15 protein-coding genes and 1 pseudogene are annotated in these 16,754 nt (G+C 44.0%); 2 read left to right on the top strand and 14 right to left on the bottom strand.

Annotated features, from left to right (window positions below):
* Window positions 1–243: 243 nt before the first annotated feature.
* The 10 genes from GC096_RS04570 to GC096_RS04525 form a co-directional block, all read right to left on the bottom strand.
* Window positions 244–3,924, bottom strand: a complete 3,681-nt coding sequence (locus GC096_RS04570; RefSeq protein ID WP_171629112.1) for an RCC1 domain-containing protein — start codon at window positions 3,922–3,924, stop codon at window positions 244–246.
* Between the two features lie 168 nt (window positions 3,925–4,092).
* A complete protein-coding gene (locus GC096_RS04565) occupies window positions 4,093–5,043 on the bottom strand; it encodes a sugar phosphate isomerase family (RefSeq protein WP_171629111.1) in 951 nt (316 codons plus the stop codon).
* A gap of 49 nt (window positions 5,044–5,092) precedes the next feature.
* The gene (locus tag GC096_RS04560) at window positions 5,093–5,827 is read right to left on the bottom strand and encodes a PIG-L deacetylase family protein (RefSeq protein WP_171629110.1); all 735 of its coding nucleotides are present in this window, start codon (window positions 5,825–5,827) and stop codon (window positions 5,093–5,095) included.
* Between the two features lie 18 nt (window positions 5,828–5,845).
* Window positions 5,846–6,832, bottom strand: a complete 987-nt coding sequence (locus GC096_RS39300; protein WP_171629109.1) for a zinc-dependent alcohol dehydrogenase — start codon at window positions 6,830–6,832, stop codon at window positions 5,846–5,848.
* Between the two features lie 12 nt (window positions 6,833–6,844).
* Entirely contained in the window at window positions 6,845–7,723 is an 879-nt protein-coding gene (locus GC096_RS04550; RefSeq protein ID WP_171629108.1) for an amidohydrolase family protein, read from the bottom strand.
* On the bottom strand, window positions 7,723–8,538 hold the full coding sequence (locus tag GC096_RS04545; protein ID WP_171629107.1) for an amidohydrolase family protein: 816 nt from the start codon (window positions 8,536–8,538) through the stop codon (window positions 7,723–7,725). The genes GC096_RS04550 and GC096_RS04545 overlap by 1 nt, the downstream gene beginning before the upstream one ends.
* Entirely contained in the window at window positions 8,501–9,313 is an 813-nt protein-coding gene (locus GC096_RS04540) for a hypothetical protein (RefSeq protein WP_171629106.1), read from the bottom strand. The genes GC096_RS04545 and GC096_RS04540 overlap by 38 nt, the downstream gene beginning before the upstream one ends.
* 24 nt (window positions 9,314–9,337) lie before the next feature.
* A complete protein-coding gene (locus GC096_RS04535; protein ID WP_171629105.1) occupies window positions 9,338–10,159 on the bottom strand; it encodes a carbohydrate ABC transporter permease in 822 nt (273 codons plus the stop codon).
* A gap of 11 nt (window positions 10,160–10,170) precedes the next feature.
* Window positions 10,171–11,040 (bottom strand): carbohydrate ABC transporter permease, encoded by an 870-nt coding sequence (locus GC096_RS04530; RefSeq protein ID WP_171629104.1) that lies wholly within the window; start codon window positions 11,038–11,040, stop codon window positions 10,171–10,173.
* A 79-nt stretch (window positions 11,041–11,119) separates the two neighbouring features.
* A complete protein-coding gene (locus GC096_RS04525) occupies window positions 11,120–12,445 on the bottom strand; it encodes an ABC transporter substrate-binding protein (RefSeq protein ID WP_171629103.1) in 1,326 nt (441 codons plus the stop codon).
* Between the two features lie 261 nt (window positions 12,446–12,706).
* On the opposite strand from GC096_RS04525, the gene GC096_RS04520 reads away from it, so the two are divergent.
* On the top strand, window positions 12,707–14,062 hold the full coding sequence (locus tag GC096_RS04520; RefSeq protein ID WP_171629102.1) for an extracellular solute-binding protein: 1,356 nt from the start codon (window positions 12,707–12,709) through the stop codon (window positions 14,060–14,062).
* Between the two features lie 232 nt (window positions 14,063–14,294).
* On the opposite strand, the gene GC096_RS04515 is transcribed toward GC096_RS04520, so the two are convergent.
* Window positions 14,295–14,540: a DeoR/GlpR family DNA-binding transcription regulator gene (locus tag GC096_RS04515; protein WP_246302574.1), complete on the bottom strand. Its 246-nt coding sequence runs from the start codon at window positions 14,538–14,540 to the stop codon at window positions 14,295–14,297.
* 45 nt (window positions 14,541–14,585) lie between these two features.
* Here GC096_RS04515 and GC096_RS04510 point away from each other — a divergent pair, with 45 nt between their 5' ends.
* Complete coding sequence (locus tag GC096_RS04510) at window positions 14,586–14,963, top strand: hypothetical protein (RefSeq protein WP_171629100.1); 378 nt, start codon at window positions 14,586–14,588, stop codon at window positions 14,961–14,963.
* Between the two features lie 147 nt (window positions 14,964–15,110).
* Here the strand turns inward: GC096_RS04510 and GC096_RS04505 are convergent.
* The 3 genes and pseudogenes from GC096_RS04505 to GC096_RS04500 form a co-directional block, all read right to left on the bottom strand.
* Window positions 15,111–15,578: pseudogene (locus GC096_RS04505) on the bottom strand (DDE-type integrase/transposase/recombinase).
* Window positions 15,579–15,785, bottom strand: coding sequence for a hypothetical protein (locus GC096_RS39510; RefSeq protein WP_376769472.1), 207 nt, complete (start codon window positions 15,783–15,785; stop codon window positions 15,579–15,581).
* A 200-nt stretch (window positions 15,786–15,985) separates the two neighbouring features.
* A complete protein-coding gene (locus GC096_RS04500) occupies window positions 15,986–16,660 on the bottom strand; it encodes an ABC transporter ATP-binding protein (RefSeq protein ID WP_171629099.1) in 675 nt (224 codons plus the stop codon).
* Window positions 16,661–16,754: the final 94 nt, after the last annotated feature.

Raw genomic sequence — 16,754 nt, 5'->3', positions numbered from 1 at the left:
CCGGTATTGTCGAATTTTTTGAGGTTGTGAACACGAAGCAACGTAAATCCCACTAAAATGGAACAAAGAGCTGCCAAGTGGCAGCTCTTTCTAAGTTCATCTATAGTTCATCCTTAGCTCGTAAACGTATATTTTCTTATTTATTCTGTTAGCGTAACTACTTCCCAATGTAAACCCTCCAACCCGCATTAACAGGTTGGAGGGTTATCCGCCTCTTTGCTTTCCGTATAGAAGTCAAAACGTCTATCTCGCAAATTGGAATGCGGATGTCGAATAAGCCCCGCCTTCAACGCGCATAATCCCATTTATGCCGGCTGTCTGAACAGGCGCATTGCGATTGACCGTCGTTCCATCTCCCAATTGCCCGAAACTGTTATCGCCCCATGCCCACAAAGAACCGCCGTTGTATTTGGCCGCCGCACTATGATAGAGCCCTGCTCCGATCGTCTTCACATCGGTCAGATTCGTCACTTGAACAGGCGAAGTCCGGCCGATATTCGTCCCATCCCCTATTTGGCCTTTGTCGTTGGCTCCCCATGTAAACACAGTTCCGTTTGTCTTCAAAGCTACGCTATGATAGCCACCTGCGGCAATAGCCGTAACCTTATCGAGACCTGCAGTTTGAACCGGTATGCTGCGGTTGATTGTGGTGCCGTCGCCCAACTGTCCACTATTGTTAAATCCCCATGTCCAAACCGTTCCGTCCTTTTTCAAAGCCATGCTGTGTCCAACGCTCGCATCAATGGCTACAATATCGGACATGCTCGTCACTTGTACGGGCGTTAAGCGACTAGCCGTTGTGTTATCTCCAAGCTGACCGGCGGTGTTCGAACCCCAAGTCCATAAAGAACCGTCCGATTTCAACGCAAGGCTGTGGTAACCGCCTGCCGCGATTGCCACGACATTGCTTAAGCCGGCAACCTGAACGGGATTGCTGTGGTTAACCGTCGTCCCGTCTCCAAGCTGTCCGCTATTATTAAAGCCCCAGCTCCAGACCGTTCCGTCCGATTTGAGTGCCAAACTGTGATAATGACCGGATTTCACCGATATAATATCCGTCATCGCGTTTACGAGAACGGGCACCGAGCGGTTAACCGTCGTTCCGTCTCCCAATTGACCGTATGCGTTATAGCCCCAAGCGGATACCGTGCCGTTAGCGTTCAATCCCACCGTATGGTATTCGCCGGAAGAGATTTGAGTCGTGCCCTGCAAAGGAAGTGCACTTGCCGAAGACCGATGTGTCGTCGTTCCATCACCAAGCTGTCCAAAGATGTTATTCCCCCATGTCCATATGGTTCCTTTGGTTGCAGCTATGCGGGCAAACTCGTTAAAATGGGCCAAGTGCGCGAGCGATGCGACGGAAGAGTGCGAAGAGTACAGCTTTCGGTACATATGAAATATCGTATCGTCCCATGGAGCCGTCTTCATCCATTGCGTAGCGAAAACTTCCTGAGTCGGGGGAGCTATCCCCCCCGAGCCATCAACTGCAAAATTCAGCTTCGGCATACCGCTTCCGTCGTAAGTAAGCACGTTTCGCGTGAACGTATGGACAAACCGCTGCATATCTTTTTCATCGAATACAATGCCGTTATCGTAGGCCAGAACCGCAAAATCCAATTCTATCCCGGCATAAGGAATTTTGTTGATATCATGATCTGCAGTCCAACATGAATTGTTTTCATGATTGATTGCAGTACTTGTTCGTTCATCCCAGCCCATATACGTTGCGCTTTGTTTAGGGTAATACGTCCAAACATATGCGTCATTCACGTCATCCCAGGTCAAATCGTTTTTATACCTGTTCGCCATCCTTGTCGCTTTATTCAAAGCTTCCGCTTGGTGCGGGCCTGGAATTTGCGACAATTCCACATACGTTTTGCCGAGGCTGAGATAATGATTGAACTGGTTTTCCGAACCGTCAACAAACATCGGGGCACCCTTCGGATAGATGAACCAGCCTTCGTTAGCCGCATTCTCCACCCATTGGTATTCATGTGCGGAAGCCGCATCCCATGCGGCCTGGAAGTACCGATCAGCCGCGGCTTTATATGTCGGATTTCCGTTCAATGCTGGCGTATTGTAGACAACTCGCGCAAACGTGGCCATAGGGTACGTTAACAAGCCGGTATGAACTGGGAAGCTCATGCGGAGCGGTACGAAGCTCTTCAAGTCGTTCACCGGATTTCGGCTCGCAAGCGGCGAAGAGGAAGCCAGATCCTTGACGGATATGCCGTTCGTCAGGCCGTCGAATGTACAATGAGCCCCAGCCCTTACTCTCTTCACCGCATAGTTCGGGCTGGCCGGATCCATCGTAAGATTATCGAAGGTATCCAAACGTTCCATATTGGCGAAGGTGACGGGAGAGCCGACATTGATTGTGCTATTGTTGCCTAGCTGCCCATAATCGTTCTTCCCCCATGCAGCGGCTCGGTAATCGTAGGTGATCGCCATGTTATGCTGTTTCCCTGCAGCAATGGTATTCGCGGTCAATCCAGCGACTTGAACCCGGGTCAATCGCTGCGTTGTCGTGCCATCGCCAAGCTGCCCTACATCATTGGCCCCCCAAGACCATACCGTGTTGTCAGATTTCAGAGCCAGGCTATGATAACCTCCAGCAGCAACTTGAACCACTCCGCTCAGCGAGCTGACTTGAACGGGCGAACTCGCGGAGCCTGTCGTTCCGTTGCCTAATTGGCCATTCGCATTCAATCCCCAGCTCCAAACCGTACCATCGTTTTTCACCGCTAAACTGTGTCCCAATCCGCCGGATAAGCCGGTAATATTCGACAGAACACTCACTTGTACGGGCGTCAAACGGTCGGTAGTCGTTCCGTCGCCCAACTGTCCAAATGGATTGGACCCCCAGGTCCATACGGTTCCGTCAGATTTCAAGGCCAGGCTATGATAACCACCCGCTGCTATGGCGATGACGCCCGTTAACGAGCCTATTTGTGCGGGGATTGCTCGGTTGACTAGCGAATTATCGCCAAGCTGGCCGCTGTTGTTATACCCCCAGCTCCAAACGGTCCCGTCCGATTTGAGAGCCAGATTGTGATAATAACCGGCAGCTATTTGGGTCACATTCGCTAAACCGCTGACGATTACCGCGCTTGAGCGATTGATCGTCGAACCATCCCCTAATTGACCGTAGGCGTTATATCCCCAGCTCAGCACGGTTCCGTTCGTTTTCAAAGCCAAGCTGTGAAATTCTCCGGCTGAAACAGCTTTGGCGACATCGAGTACATTATAGTAGTCAATAACGCCGTCCGCGGGAAAAGGCAGGCTTTGGTTTGCCGTACCGAACGCCAATTGGCCGTAATAGTTATTGCCTGAATTCCATACTCTTCCGGTCGAATTTACGGCTGCGGAATGCAGTCCTCCCGCGGCGATCGAGCTGACTCGCGTATACGCCTCCAGCTTGAACGTATTCGGATTCGTTCCGGACGAGATTTTCACTTCATTCTCTGAAGAGTCGAAGAGAAGAGAGCTTCTGACTTCCAATGTAGGTACGCCGTTTGCATCCAACAGCGTGGCTGAGCCTGAAGTAAAACGTGTAGCGGCTGGCCATGTAGGTTCCGACAGTCCGCGATAATCGCTTTTGCCGCGAAGCGAATCCCTTTGATTCAATACTTGATCCGCTTGTGCGATAAACTTGTTCAAATAGGCCGTATCCCCATATTGCTTGAACATCGATATGTAAGAAGCAAGAATGGGACCTTCCACCCATGCCAAGTCGCTCGTTCCTTCATCGTTCGGCTTAATAATGCCATTTCCGCCGTTGATGGAACTATCAAGCGCATCGAACGAAGCTTTCGTAGTGACATCATAGTTGAGCGCATGAGCCGATGGAAGGAAAAGAGTAAAGCAGAAGAAAACCACAAAAACGGATAAAACAAATCTCGCAACCCTGGCTGACTTGATCATGCTCAACACCTCCATTATCCATTAAAATTTTACATATGTTGTGTCATTAGACAACTAAGTAACGAATGGAATATGTGCCAGACCTATACCAATTAACCAACGTCAATCCTGTTATCGCGATGTTCCTTTCTTTTCTTTGTCTTCATTCCAAACTAAAATATAAGAACTTTAATTGCATTCTGCAACTAACGGGCCAGCCAAATCTTTCATAAAAAATAATTTTCCAGGCAATGTCGGCATATAAGTCGAAGGAATCCATGGATCAGGACCGTACCTCAAGGTCGTCCATAACGACATACCTTGCCATTGCATGCCTCTTCCGAATATTCCGTCGCAGCCTCCAATAATTTGATCCGCTAAAAGGAATAATCCAGGACCAATTGTATTGGCATAACAGGGAACTAGTGTTGTTCGACTTTTGAAGCTTGTAATCGCGTTCTGTTCAATGGTCAGCGGATGGAGTTTTCCCCCTAGCCGATGCGTCGCCTTTCGCCAGAGATCCACAGACTCATATTCTGCTGCAAAATGTGGCTCCCAAAAGGCAATGTGACACATCCGGCCAATCCCAAAAACAACGATAAGTCTCCCTCCCTCACTTTTTAACTCCGCAATTTTATCCAGGTAGGTTGGAAGGTTCTCTTTAGTAGCAAAATTACGCTGAGAAACAGGGACCGTCAATGAGCCCAATGGACCATAAAATGCTTGCTCCATGGCATATTGGAAAGAACCGGGATCTGTTGACTCTAATGTGTTCCCTTCACGATCACTCCACTCGTCCATATTAAAGCCATATACATGACGAGCATCAATGTTCCATTCCTGCAAGAAATAAACTGCCCATTTATACATTCCCATTGGTCCCACTGGCAAAATGATTGCCAGCTTTTGTCCCATTTCCTTACTCCTACGAATTTCCTTGGCAATTTCATGACCCATCTTCATATCAAATTCTGTTACATCGTTACAAACCACTGGCATAAATCCCTTATGCCAGAACGGCTGTCGATCTGTAATTGTCTCCGGTGCTTGATCGCAGCATTCATCGATTTTACGTAAATCCCATCCCTGAGGGAAAAAACCTTCCATTAGCGAACCTTTAACTGTCGTTAAAAAATCCATATGACTAGCACCTCTCCAAATCTAATATCATTGTAATTTACCATTTACATTAAGGTAATAAATGACCTGTCCTCACCTTGCCCCATACGCGGCAAGGAATAAATCCTTCTGCATATTTTACTCCGCACTGCAGTCCTCGGAACCGGGATCCCGCCGTAACAAACTCGCTGAGGTCAATGTTATCGTGCTCTAGCAACCATTTCATTTGACTTTGATGTTGATTCAGCATCTGCAGCTTTAATTCCATCGTCTCGGTAATATCCACGTAATCTTCAGGGTTGAAGCGTATGCCTGCTAAGGTATCCATATAGTAAATTGGTGTGTTAAGCGTATGAGCCTCATGACTAGTCTTATAATAAGGGACTGATGCCGAGAAACTCGCATCGAAGACGAGCTTACTTACAGCAACATGGTCAGGCATATAATCATCTGGATAATGCGTAATGATGATATCCGGTTTTACATAGCGAATGACGTCCACTACTGTATCCCTAGCTCTCTTATCATCCCCGTAAATTTCAAGATCGGGCATATCCAGACTGATTACTTCTGCATCTATAACCTTACCGGAAGATATCGCTTCATTCTTCCTAATATCCCTTAAATCTTCGGTTGGAATGATCAAATGCCCTTTGTTGCCGTTAGCAACATGACATAAGATAACGTCATGCCCCAGTTTCTTATATTTGGCTAACGTACCTGCACAACTAATTTCAATATCATCCGGGTGGCAACCAATTGCAAGCACTTTCAACGTCATCCCTACCTTTGTCCAGTTTTTCATTTTTTCCGTTTCTTGGAATTAGAATGCAATCAAATTTCCCATCGAGAATTGGGGAGAGTTTTGCGTAGCTGCATATACATTTTCGATCTCTTCCAGTTTATAAATCCCTGTAATCAGTGGCTTCAGATTCAATTTATGTTCAGAAAGCAACCGAATAAATTCGCCTAAATTGCGATTCATCGTCCAGCGAACGTAGCCGTAAGGATAATCATGACCTTGTTTCTCATAAGACTCATCATAACGTCCCGGTCCACCAGCTCTTGAAATTGTAATCTGTGCTTCTTTATAAAACATGGCATTGCGGTCAAACTCCGTATCTGTATCTCCCAGAATGACAATTTTCCCTCGATCTCGAATCCACGCCAACCCCTGATCAATGAGCCGATGGGTTTTGGAGCTTGCACAAATAATGACACAGTCTACTCCCTTGCCATCGGTTAGTTGATCTATAGATTCCTTTACTTCATCGTTGGAACGACAAGCAACATGTATGCCCATATGTTCAGCAACAGCACAACGTTCTTCCATCAGATCTACACCAATGACATGATAGGCTGCTGCCTGGGCAATTTGCGCAACCATCTGCCCCAACAATCCGAGTCCTAATACGACAACTGACTCGCCAAAATGCAAATCTGCTTGTCGCAAAGCCTGGATCGCAATTGTCGCAATACCTGCGAAGGCTGCTTCCTGAGGGTCGACATGCTCTGGAACGATAGAAACGTGGTGCTTGTTTGCCATAAAATACTCAGCATGAGACGGTACACCATAACTTGCTATTCGTTGGCCAATCTTTATATGTTTAATACCGGAACCTACCTCAAGAACTATTCCAGTTGCACTGTACCCTAGAAAAGTATTGAGCTTTTGTTGGATAACCATAAGCTCGGTTCCAGAACTGAGAGCTGAATATTCCGTCTGTACCAGAATAGATGTATCTGAAAGCTCAGGTAGTAAAATATCGACAATCGCGACATTTCCGTTTTCGCTTTTTGCTGCTTTCACCAGGCTTCCTCCCTATTCCTCAGCAGTTTTTATTAGTTTCGACAAGCCGAGAAAACGCAAAGCATTACCACGACTTAAGGCATAACGTTCCTCTTCAGAAATTTCAGCGACGGCCAATTGTAATACGGTCGCTTCTGGTATATGCAACGGAGCACAAGAACCATATACAAACGAACTCGCCCCACCGCGTTGGCATAGGGAAGCGATTACAGCTAATGGGCTTTTGCAGTACCAAAGATCAAAAAAGATATGCTCTCGTCGTAGCCCGGCGGGCAATTGCATCCAAATTTCATCCCACTCATATTCACGTACTCCACTTATAAGCAAGGGGTGACCATCAAGGTCTATCGCTAGATTTGCAACCATATGAATCGGAACAGACTCCACTTGATAGCGTAAGTGCTGCAACCTTTCGTCCTGTAATCGTAAGCATACTTGCAGGGGAAGTCCTGCTAGGCGAACAGCCTGAACAAGCTCCCTTGCTTCCGGATTGTCCAGATCATAATGATGAAACCCTGGCAACAAACGAACACCATATGCACCACTACTGGCGACCCATACCAATTCTTCCTCCCATCCAGGTTCTGTTGGATTGAGGATCGCAAACGGCCAAAGACGATTATCTGCTGCGCATTCTCTGAATAACGCCTCATTTCCCGATCTTGTATCATGACCATGAATGGAAGCAATATGGCTAACACAGACACCGGCCAAATCCAAATGGTCCATCATAACAACTAGATCCGCTGGCGAAGCATTAGACTGGTAACGGGTAGGCCATTGACCCAGAAATGCAGTCATATCGATAGCCTTTTGTTCCGTAAACTTCGCAAATAGTTTTGTAAGACTCGGCAGTGCATGTTTATATTGCGTAATGTCTGTAGTTTGCACTATCTGATCCCCTCTGCCAGAATTCGTTCCATATTACCACCCATTATAAGCTCTAGCTGTTCTGGAGTTAACCCAGCTCCAACAACTTTTCCGATATTGCTCGCTAAACAAGCTATCGGAAGATCAGAGCCAAAAATCACACGATTTGCTCCGAGTCGTTCTACTGCAATTGCAACTTCTGATGCTCCAATGGGTGTGCCTGATGTGTCTACCCTCACGTTCGTGTAAGGGGCAATTGTATTCATTGCGCTTTCAACCTGCCCCCCCATATGTGCCATAATAATTATGGCTTCAGGGTAGCGTTCAGCCAAATCTGCAATATGAAAAGCTGTTGACTCGTACGGCAGTTGACTAACCGTTTTACGCCAAGTATGAATTAAAATAGGAACTCGATAGGCAATCGCCTGTTCGACGAAAGGAAATACCAAAGGATCATTACAGTAAGTAGATACCCAGAGCTTCATTCCAATCATGGAGTCTTCTTCAATTCGAGATCGAAAATCAGAAATCGCCTGTTCGCCATGTCGTGGATTAACGTAACAATAACCGGAAACCCGATTCAAATGACGCCGAATGACCGCAGCCATATCATTGTTTGCTTTATAAACTTCATCAAAAGAAGGCTGCAAGTTAAATTCACCAAGACAGCTTCCGATAAAGAGACGAATTCCTAGACGTTCACCTTCAGCTAAGGTAGCCGGATGCAAATCAGAACCCGACAGATGGATGTGGGCATCGATCAATTTCAACTTCTCCTTTCCGTGCGATTCAGCAATCTTACTTATTTTGAATCGCATGAACCAAATCATCAACATCGTATGTAAATCCAAAAAAGAGCGCAACCTGCCAAAGAGATAGCTCCTTTGCTAATTGCCGAGAAGCCGTTTCTTTATTCTCCACCGCTGTTACAGCCTGTGAAACTGCAGAACAGAATATTCCCCTTCGCCTCATATCAATCATCCCGCCTGGATTTAGCATAATGCATGCATTAAGAGCAAACCCCGCATAAATCAAATGATTAATTCCCTTTTCCTTACATAAAGCAAATAGCTGATCCGATGTAGCGGCGACCCCTTCATTTCCTTCTGGTCTTACAGCCATAGGAATATCTAGTCTTCCGAAACCTCGTTCGATATCCTCCAAATTGTGCTTCCCTGGAAAAGCTTCTTCTGATTTAAACTTTTCCAATTTAAGCAACATTTCGTCTTTCTCGATCTGTTCAAGAGGCAGGCTCACTGCGCCAGCGAGCTCTACTGCTCTGTGATAACCTGGATAAGCTTGATAATACGAGCCAATCGGTTCAATGACATGTAATACCGTAACTCCGTTATTTCTGCATACACCCATTAGCTCTGGTAAAATACTCGAACAAATTTCATCCGCCCTGGGAAAATACTCTACTGCTCGATGCCAGCCAGGGAATTGCTCCAGTGTGCCAACATCCCAAGCATGTAAGACGACAAGTGCCGTTCGTTCTGTATTCAGTTCCAGATCAGTTTTCTTCCAACCACCATATCCTTCTCCTGGAACTTCCATCGTAAAATCAGCATCGAACTGTTTATAATAGTTCGTCGGAACGGTAATGATCATATGAACTGCCCCCTTCTTGCCCCTTTAGCCTTTTACTGCACCAATCGTAATGCCTCTGACAAAAAAGCGTTGAAACGAAACAAACAAAACAATAACAGGAATCATTGTCCATACGGAACCAGCGAGAACCAACCCATAATCTACATTTTGCAATTGCATGGATGCAAGACCAACCTGTAAAGTCCTCATATCGCGTGACTCCGTCGCCAAAAGCGGCCAAAGGAAATCATTCCATTGTGTAATGAAACCAAAAATAGCCACTATAGCCAACACAGGTTTGGAAATGGGAAGAATAATACTGTAGAAAATGCGCCACTCCGAACAGCCATCCATCTTTGCAGAAGAAATAAGCTCGCTAGGGATGGTTTGCATGAATTGCTTTGTTAGAAAAACAGCAAACGGTGATACCAAAATTGGTAGAATTAATCCGAAATAGGTATTTAATAAACCCATATCCCGAATCAACATAAATAGTGGAACCATAATAACTTGTGTTGATGTCATCATAATGCTGATAATAAACCAAAAAATCAGCCTTTTTCCTGGAAACTTCTTTTTGGCAAAAGCATAGCCCGCCATAGAGCATAAAACCACATTGCCTATCATCCCACTAATAGCAACAAGAAAACTATTAAAGGTCCAAGCCCAACTTATCGGTTCCAAGGTGAGCTTTTTGAAATTTCCAATGGTTAAGTTGACCCAAGATAAGTCCGGAGGTGTTTGAATAACAGAAGTTGTCGGTTTGAACGCATTTAGAAACATCCAGTAAAAAGGAAACAATAGGAGCAACGCCCATAGAGTTAAGAGCATAACACTTCCAATTGTCGGCAGATTAAATTTTCGCATTACTTCTCCTCCTAATACTCTAGATCGCTCGACATCGAACGAAACTGGATGACTGCGATGATCATGACAAGGATCAGCAAAATAACTGCCTGAGCGGAAGCCACACCAAAATCGAATTTTTTAAACGCATTTTCATAAATAAGATATCCTATTGTTTTTGTTGATCCATTGGGCCCACCGGAAGTCATGAGATAAATAGGAGCAAAGACCTGAAACGAGCCGACGGTATTCACAACGACCAAGTAAGTTAAAGTCGGCTTTAGCATCGGTATTTTGATATAAACAATTTCCTGAATAAGATTCGCGCCATCCATTCGCGCGGCTTCTTGGTAATCCTTCGGAACTCCACCAAGTGAAGCCGCCAGTATTAATATATTCGGCCCTTGACCAACAGCAAGTGTCATGATCATGATAGAAATAAGCGCGATGTTAGGATCGCCAAGCCATAAAACAGGCTCTAGATGAAACTTATCTAATATATAATTGAATATTCCGAAAGATGGGTTGTACAGCCACCCCCACAGAATGGATACAATCACAATCGGTGCAACACTTGGCAAATAAAAAGCTGCTTTGAAAAATCCCTGTACCTTGCTAGATAATGGGTCGATCAAAAAAGCAGCGAGTAAAGATATGAATAGCCCCAATAAGACTGTAACCAAGGCATAGACGCCAGTAATATAGAGAGATTTCCAGAATGAAGGGTCTGCGAATATCTTTTGATAATTGGCCAAACCTACCCACTCATATCCGGCAACCGTCCATTTTTGAAAACTTAATTGTACCCCTTTAAAAATAGGTAGAAACATGAAGCAAAAGAACAACAAGCACGATGGCAATAAAAACAGATAAGCAGGAATGTACGTGCGGAAACGAGACATTAGACTTCTCCTAACTAGCAAAATTAGAGCGGATCAGTAGTTTTTCAACTTTCACCGCTCCAAATGCCGGATCTACTTCCTATTTCAATTCTTTTTGAATCGTTTTTTCAAGATTACCTAAACTATCTTTAACAGATCTCGCACCCGTCAAATTAGCTTGAAATTCGATTTCCCAGTCGGCAACAGGTGCCATACCAAACGCTCTGGAGAACAGAGAATTACCATAGTTGGACAGTTTATCAAAATAACTCATAACCGGATCATCACCATATAAATTGCCCGTTGAATTTCGTGCGGGAAAAACAGCAATTGTCTTTACAATTTTGGAGTTCTCCGTGTTCGTAATGAACTTGGCAAATTCCATGACGAGCTTTTTCTTCTCTTCATCCTTCTGCTTAAAAGCAATAAATCCACCTACATTGTTCCAAGCTGTTGTCTCTTGACCCGGACCATGAGGTGAAGCGACAAAGGCAACCTCAAACGGCTTCGGTGCTTTCTTTACTTGATCCGCAATGTTAGAAAAACTCGGATACATTGCAACTTGTTGATTTAAAAACATGTCATTCACATTGGTTACAGTAAGTCCCGCTGCTCCTGGTGGCGATACTTTGTACTTATTTGCCAAGTCGACACTAAATTGAACACCTTCAACAAATTTGGCATCTGTAATCGTCGTTTTGTCAAAGCTGCTATTCGTCACATTGCCTCCATTGGCCACGCCATTGAAATACATGTAGTATGGCGCATCCTTTGCCCATACCCCAGTGCCATAAACATCAGGCTTGCTGCCGTTGCTTCTGCTGAATGTCGTAGCTTGAGCTGCTTTAGTAAACTCTTCGAATGTCCAATCCCTAAGAGGACGTTGGAGTGGGAGTAACTCCACAGCATTTCTTTCTTTAAACAGATCCATATTAATAGCGATGCCTGACACCAATTTCAACCATGGCCATAAATACGTTTTATCTTTGTACTTCATCGCTCCCTTTACCGCTTCCGAATAATCATCCCAATCCGCTTTCTCAAGGAAAGGATCAATAGGCTCCAATACTCCCATTTTCCCATATTTCGTTACCCCGCCGAAATTATTAATCGTATATACAAGATCCGGTGGTGACCCAGCCGCTATGGAAACATCAATTTTCTCTGTTCCTCCTGCCCAATCAAGCAGTTCTACAGAAACATTCACATTCGGATGTTTTTCTTTGAATTGACGCGCATACTCTTTGGCCCAATCGTCTGGATTTCCGTTCCCATCCCCGTTTTTCCCATTCATCATTGGATAAATCCATAATTTGATAGGAACTTCTTTTGAGGAAGCGCTTACAATCTCTTTCTCCTTACTGCATGCAGATAAAAACATACTTAATAATAAAACAACCGATAAGACCCCTGATAATTTACGCATTGATTTTTCCCCTCCAAAATAGTTTTTGGCACTTCCAAATCTCAACCGTTTTCTTACTTCATCTCACCACATCTCCCTATGCAGAATGGGATAATTGTGATAAAATCAAAGGTATATGTACCTTACCTATACCATAATATTAGGTGGGATATTATAAGTTGTCAATAATAATTTTGAAAACCAAATACAAATATTTACTGTATGGATAGAATAGTTATATATTTAAACTACTGCTAGTTCAGAGAGGAATGGAGTCTTTTTATGCGCCGAGAAAGTGATTTTCTATATACGACACTTTACAATACATTGAAGGGACAAATTATTTCCGGCTTTATTAAACCAGGAGAATATTTGCTTCCTGAAAGTGACTTATGTAAATATTATAAATTGAGCCGGAATTCGGTCAGGAAAGCGTTGGATTTATTGCAAAAAGAAATGCTCATCACGAAAAAGGTCGGACTGGGTACAATGGTTCCACTAGATTTGGTTATTGAGCCGTCCAAACGGAAGACTTTGCGCATTGCTTCGCCAGCTCCCGCTTACTTCGTTGACTATGGTCTGCCACAAATTATTAAAGCTTTTCAACAAAAGTATCCAAATGTGGATGTAAAGATCGTCCATTTACCAAGAGATAATTTCTGGGAATCCTTCCGTCAAAGCTGCGATATCGGCTTAAATGCTGATATCATACTTTCGTCCGACCTGCAATTTACAGAAGCAGAAACAATGGACGCTTTTATGGATCTATCACCAGTTCTAACCGATTATACTGAAACAATTTATCCCAAAATCTTAAATTATTACCGCCTTAACGATGAAATCAAAGCAGCCCCGGTTACCTTTACGCCCGTTTTTTTAGTGTATAATCCTGTCATGTTCGAATTAAATGGCATACAACCGCCTAATGAAAATTGGAAATTAGCAGACTTCATCGACGCTGCCGAGAGATTGACTAAATCGGAAGATGGCGTTATTGTCCAATATGGATTTTCCATCTTCCCTTATTTAACACGTTGGCCCGTATTTGCCTTACAGAATGGCTTAAATACATTAGAAAAGGCAGCCCAAAAAGATATCATCCAAAAATCACTTTTACTCATTCAGGACTTATTTTTTCGCAAACGGATCGCTACCGTTTATACGGAGATGCCAGGACCGAAAAACCCATTTGTCAGTGGAAAATCAGCGATGGTTCTGACGACAACTCTAGAAATGTCAACTTGGAAAGATAAAAACATTGGATTCGAACCCCAAATAGTTCCACTCCCATTTGGAGAAGTAAAGGCCACTCTATTGCAAGCTAGCGCATTAATGATTCCTAAAGATTGCAGCGCTGTGCAGCTGGCAGAAGCATTTATCAAGATTTCCCTTGATGACGAAGTACAAGCTTCTTTCTGTTTGAATTCGCCGTTCCTTTCCGTCAAAGAGAAAATAAACACGTCGATTAGGGACAAACAATCTTTGTATGCATTAAATATCGAAGGATCCCTTATGCAGAACAATTATTTTCTACGTGAACTATTTCATACTATTTCAGCGGATGAATTGAGCGCAGAAATGAGTTTATTCTGGTTAGGTCTAGAATCCCCTCAAGCGTTAGCTGATACATTCTCTTAAACTGTGCCACATACCAAAACAATTGCTGTAATAGCAGTCATGAATATGACAAAAAAAGGGCAGATCGAATGCAATCATTCCTCTGTCCTTTCTGCAGTAGCATACATCAAGAAAATGTTTCGTTTGACAACAGTCGTTTAGCAGCTTACTGCGATTTCTACAGAGGCTTCCTTTAGAATATCCATCAATTCCGCCTCAGGGCTGCGATCTGAGATAATTCGATCTACAGTATTCAATGATGCGAACGAAACAAATCCCCAAATCCCTCATGCCATACTTTGTGTGATCCATCTCCAACTACAATCGTGGATATTTGCTTTCCTTGAAGCTCCGCGGCAATATTCAGGGCATTTGTAACAACGGTAATATTCATTTCTGGCTTCAAATATCTGGCTACCTGCAGTGTTATTGAACCCCCATCCAGAAAAATCGAATCACCCGTCTTAACAAGCTGAGCGGCTTGCAAGCCAATTTTCATCTTCTCATCCATGAATTTGGGCCCGAAATAGATGAAGTATTAGATGTGTCTAAAGATATAATTGCTGTTGCCTTCGCGGATGAGGGGCGAGAAGCACCTCGGTATTGGGGGACGATTGCACACAAGCCGGAATCAGTTCGCAAGCTGATCAAGCAATTATCCAAAGCAGATACAACACTCGAAATTTGTTATGAAGCTGGCCCTACGGGATATGAGCTGTATCGAGATACAAAGCGTCTAGCGCAACTGTTTCGAGCGGGAGAATTAACAACCGCTGTGTATGTACCTAGCCGCGATGATGAGGCGCTTCGCGACTTGATTCGTGCACGAACAGATGCTAGAGAGGATTATCATCGAAGCATGCAACGGGTAATCCATTTTCTATTACGACTTGACGTTGTGAACACGAAGCAAGGTAAATAATTATTCATGTATGCTACTCAAAATAACCTTTAAAGTAAAACCCCACAGCAGATACGGCTGTGGGGCTTTGATTCGTTTTCTATTACGCAGCTAGGTTGTGGTGCAAAAATTAAAAGAGACAGCAATTACCCATTAAATTGTAATTAACTATGCCACAATACCAAATATTTTATTGAGCCATTCAACATCAGAGAGGACAGACGAATTATTTCCGACCTGCCCTTTCCTTATCATATGTAAAGCCTCAATTCCCTTTAACGTTTGATCCGCTGTAAGAAACGATTTGAAACCGAGATTTGGTTTTGTGATTTTCTTTATGAACCGATGATCTTGCTCCACAAGGTTGTTTAGATACTTTGTCTGTCTAATCAAGGTTTCTTTTGGTAAGGCTTTTTCATTTATTAATTCTTGTATGGCTGGTGGATATGCCGGTTTTTTTATCCAAAGTGATCACACGAGGTATTTGATTATGTGGCGAGGACAAAGCCTTTGTAAAGAAACGCTTGGCTGCCGTCATATCACGATTTTCCCCATAGAATCAACTGCCCGATATAAATACTTCCATTGACCTTTGTAGGTTTCGTCCGTACGCCACGAATCGTTTGAGGGTTTCAACTAGCTGCGGATTCGTTTATCTATTTCGGGTCCAAGCTCATGGATCCATTTCATGATCGTTGTTTGGGATATCTTTAAACCACGCTCGCTCATCATTTCTACGATGTCTCGATAGCTTAAACTATATTTTAAATACCATCTCACGGTTAGTAAAATGATTGCTGATTCATATTGCTTCCATTTAAATAAATCCAATTTGGTTTCCAAAATAAGTTGCTCCATCCCATGACTACATTATCGATTACGTTATCATGAATTAGAGCTTTGCACCACAACCTCATTCCCTTCTCACCGATAATATAAGAGGCCTCCCTCACTGAAGAGTGAAAGAATAACACCAGTTTTTCCGACATAAAAAACAGAACCCCACATATATCCCATGGAGTCCCGGTCTTCACCATCTTATTCTAAACACTCTCTAACAACCGCCCATCCCGAAACCTCACTACCCGCTTCGCCTGCTGCGCTATCGCATGGTCATGCGTAATCACAATTATTGTCCTACCCTGCTCATTCAACCTCTTAAATATATCCATAATCTCAATCCCCGTCTTTGAATCCAGTGCACCAGTCGGTTCATCCGCCAAAATAATCGCAGGATCTCCTGCGAGCGTTCGTGCAATCGCAACCCGCTGCTGCTGCCCGCCAGACAACTCCGAAGGCAGATGCTTCCTGCGATCCACCAAATCGACGGCTTCCAAAGCTTTCAAAACAAGTGGCTCTCGTTCTCTCCGCGTCATCCCCCGATAAATTAAAGGCAACTCTACGTTCTCATATGCACTTAATCGGGGTAGTAAATTAAAGTTTTGAAACACGAATCCGATTTTCCGATTCCGTATCTCGGCTAGCTGCCAATCCTTCATCTGGTTAATCGCTTTGCCGTCAAGAACGTACGATCCCGTGTCAGACACATCTAAACACCCGATGATGTTCATCAGCGTCGACTTCCCCGAACCTGAAGGCCCCATAATCGCGACAAATTCTCCTTGTTCAATTACTAATGACACATCATCCAGCGCGCGAATCGTTTCCCCACCCATCACATATTGCTTACAGACATGATCAATTTGAATTAGGCTCATATCCTTCGCCTCCATTTTGCGATCCCAGGATCCCTAACAATGAAGAATGCGACTATACGAAACGTGTTAAAAATGGGAACCTTAACCTAGCAGT

This window comes from Paenibacillus plantarum (assembly GCF_013141695.1).
GTDB lineage: Bacteria > Bacillota > Bacilli > Paenibacillales > NBRC-103111 > Paenibacillus_E > Paenibacillus_E plantarum.
The sequence above is the reverse complement of the archived record's forward strand: the minus strand, read 5'-3'. Positions and strand labels throughout refer to the sequence as shown.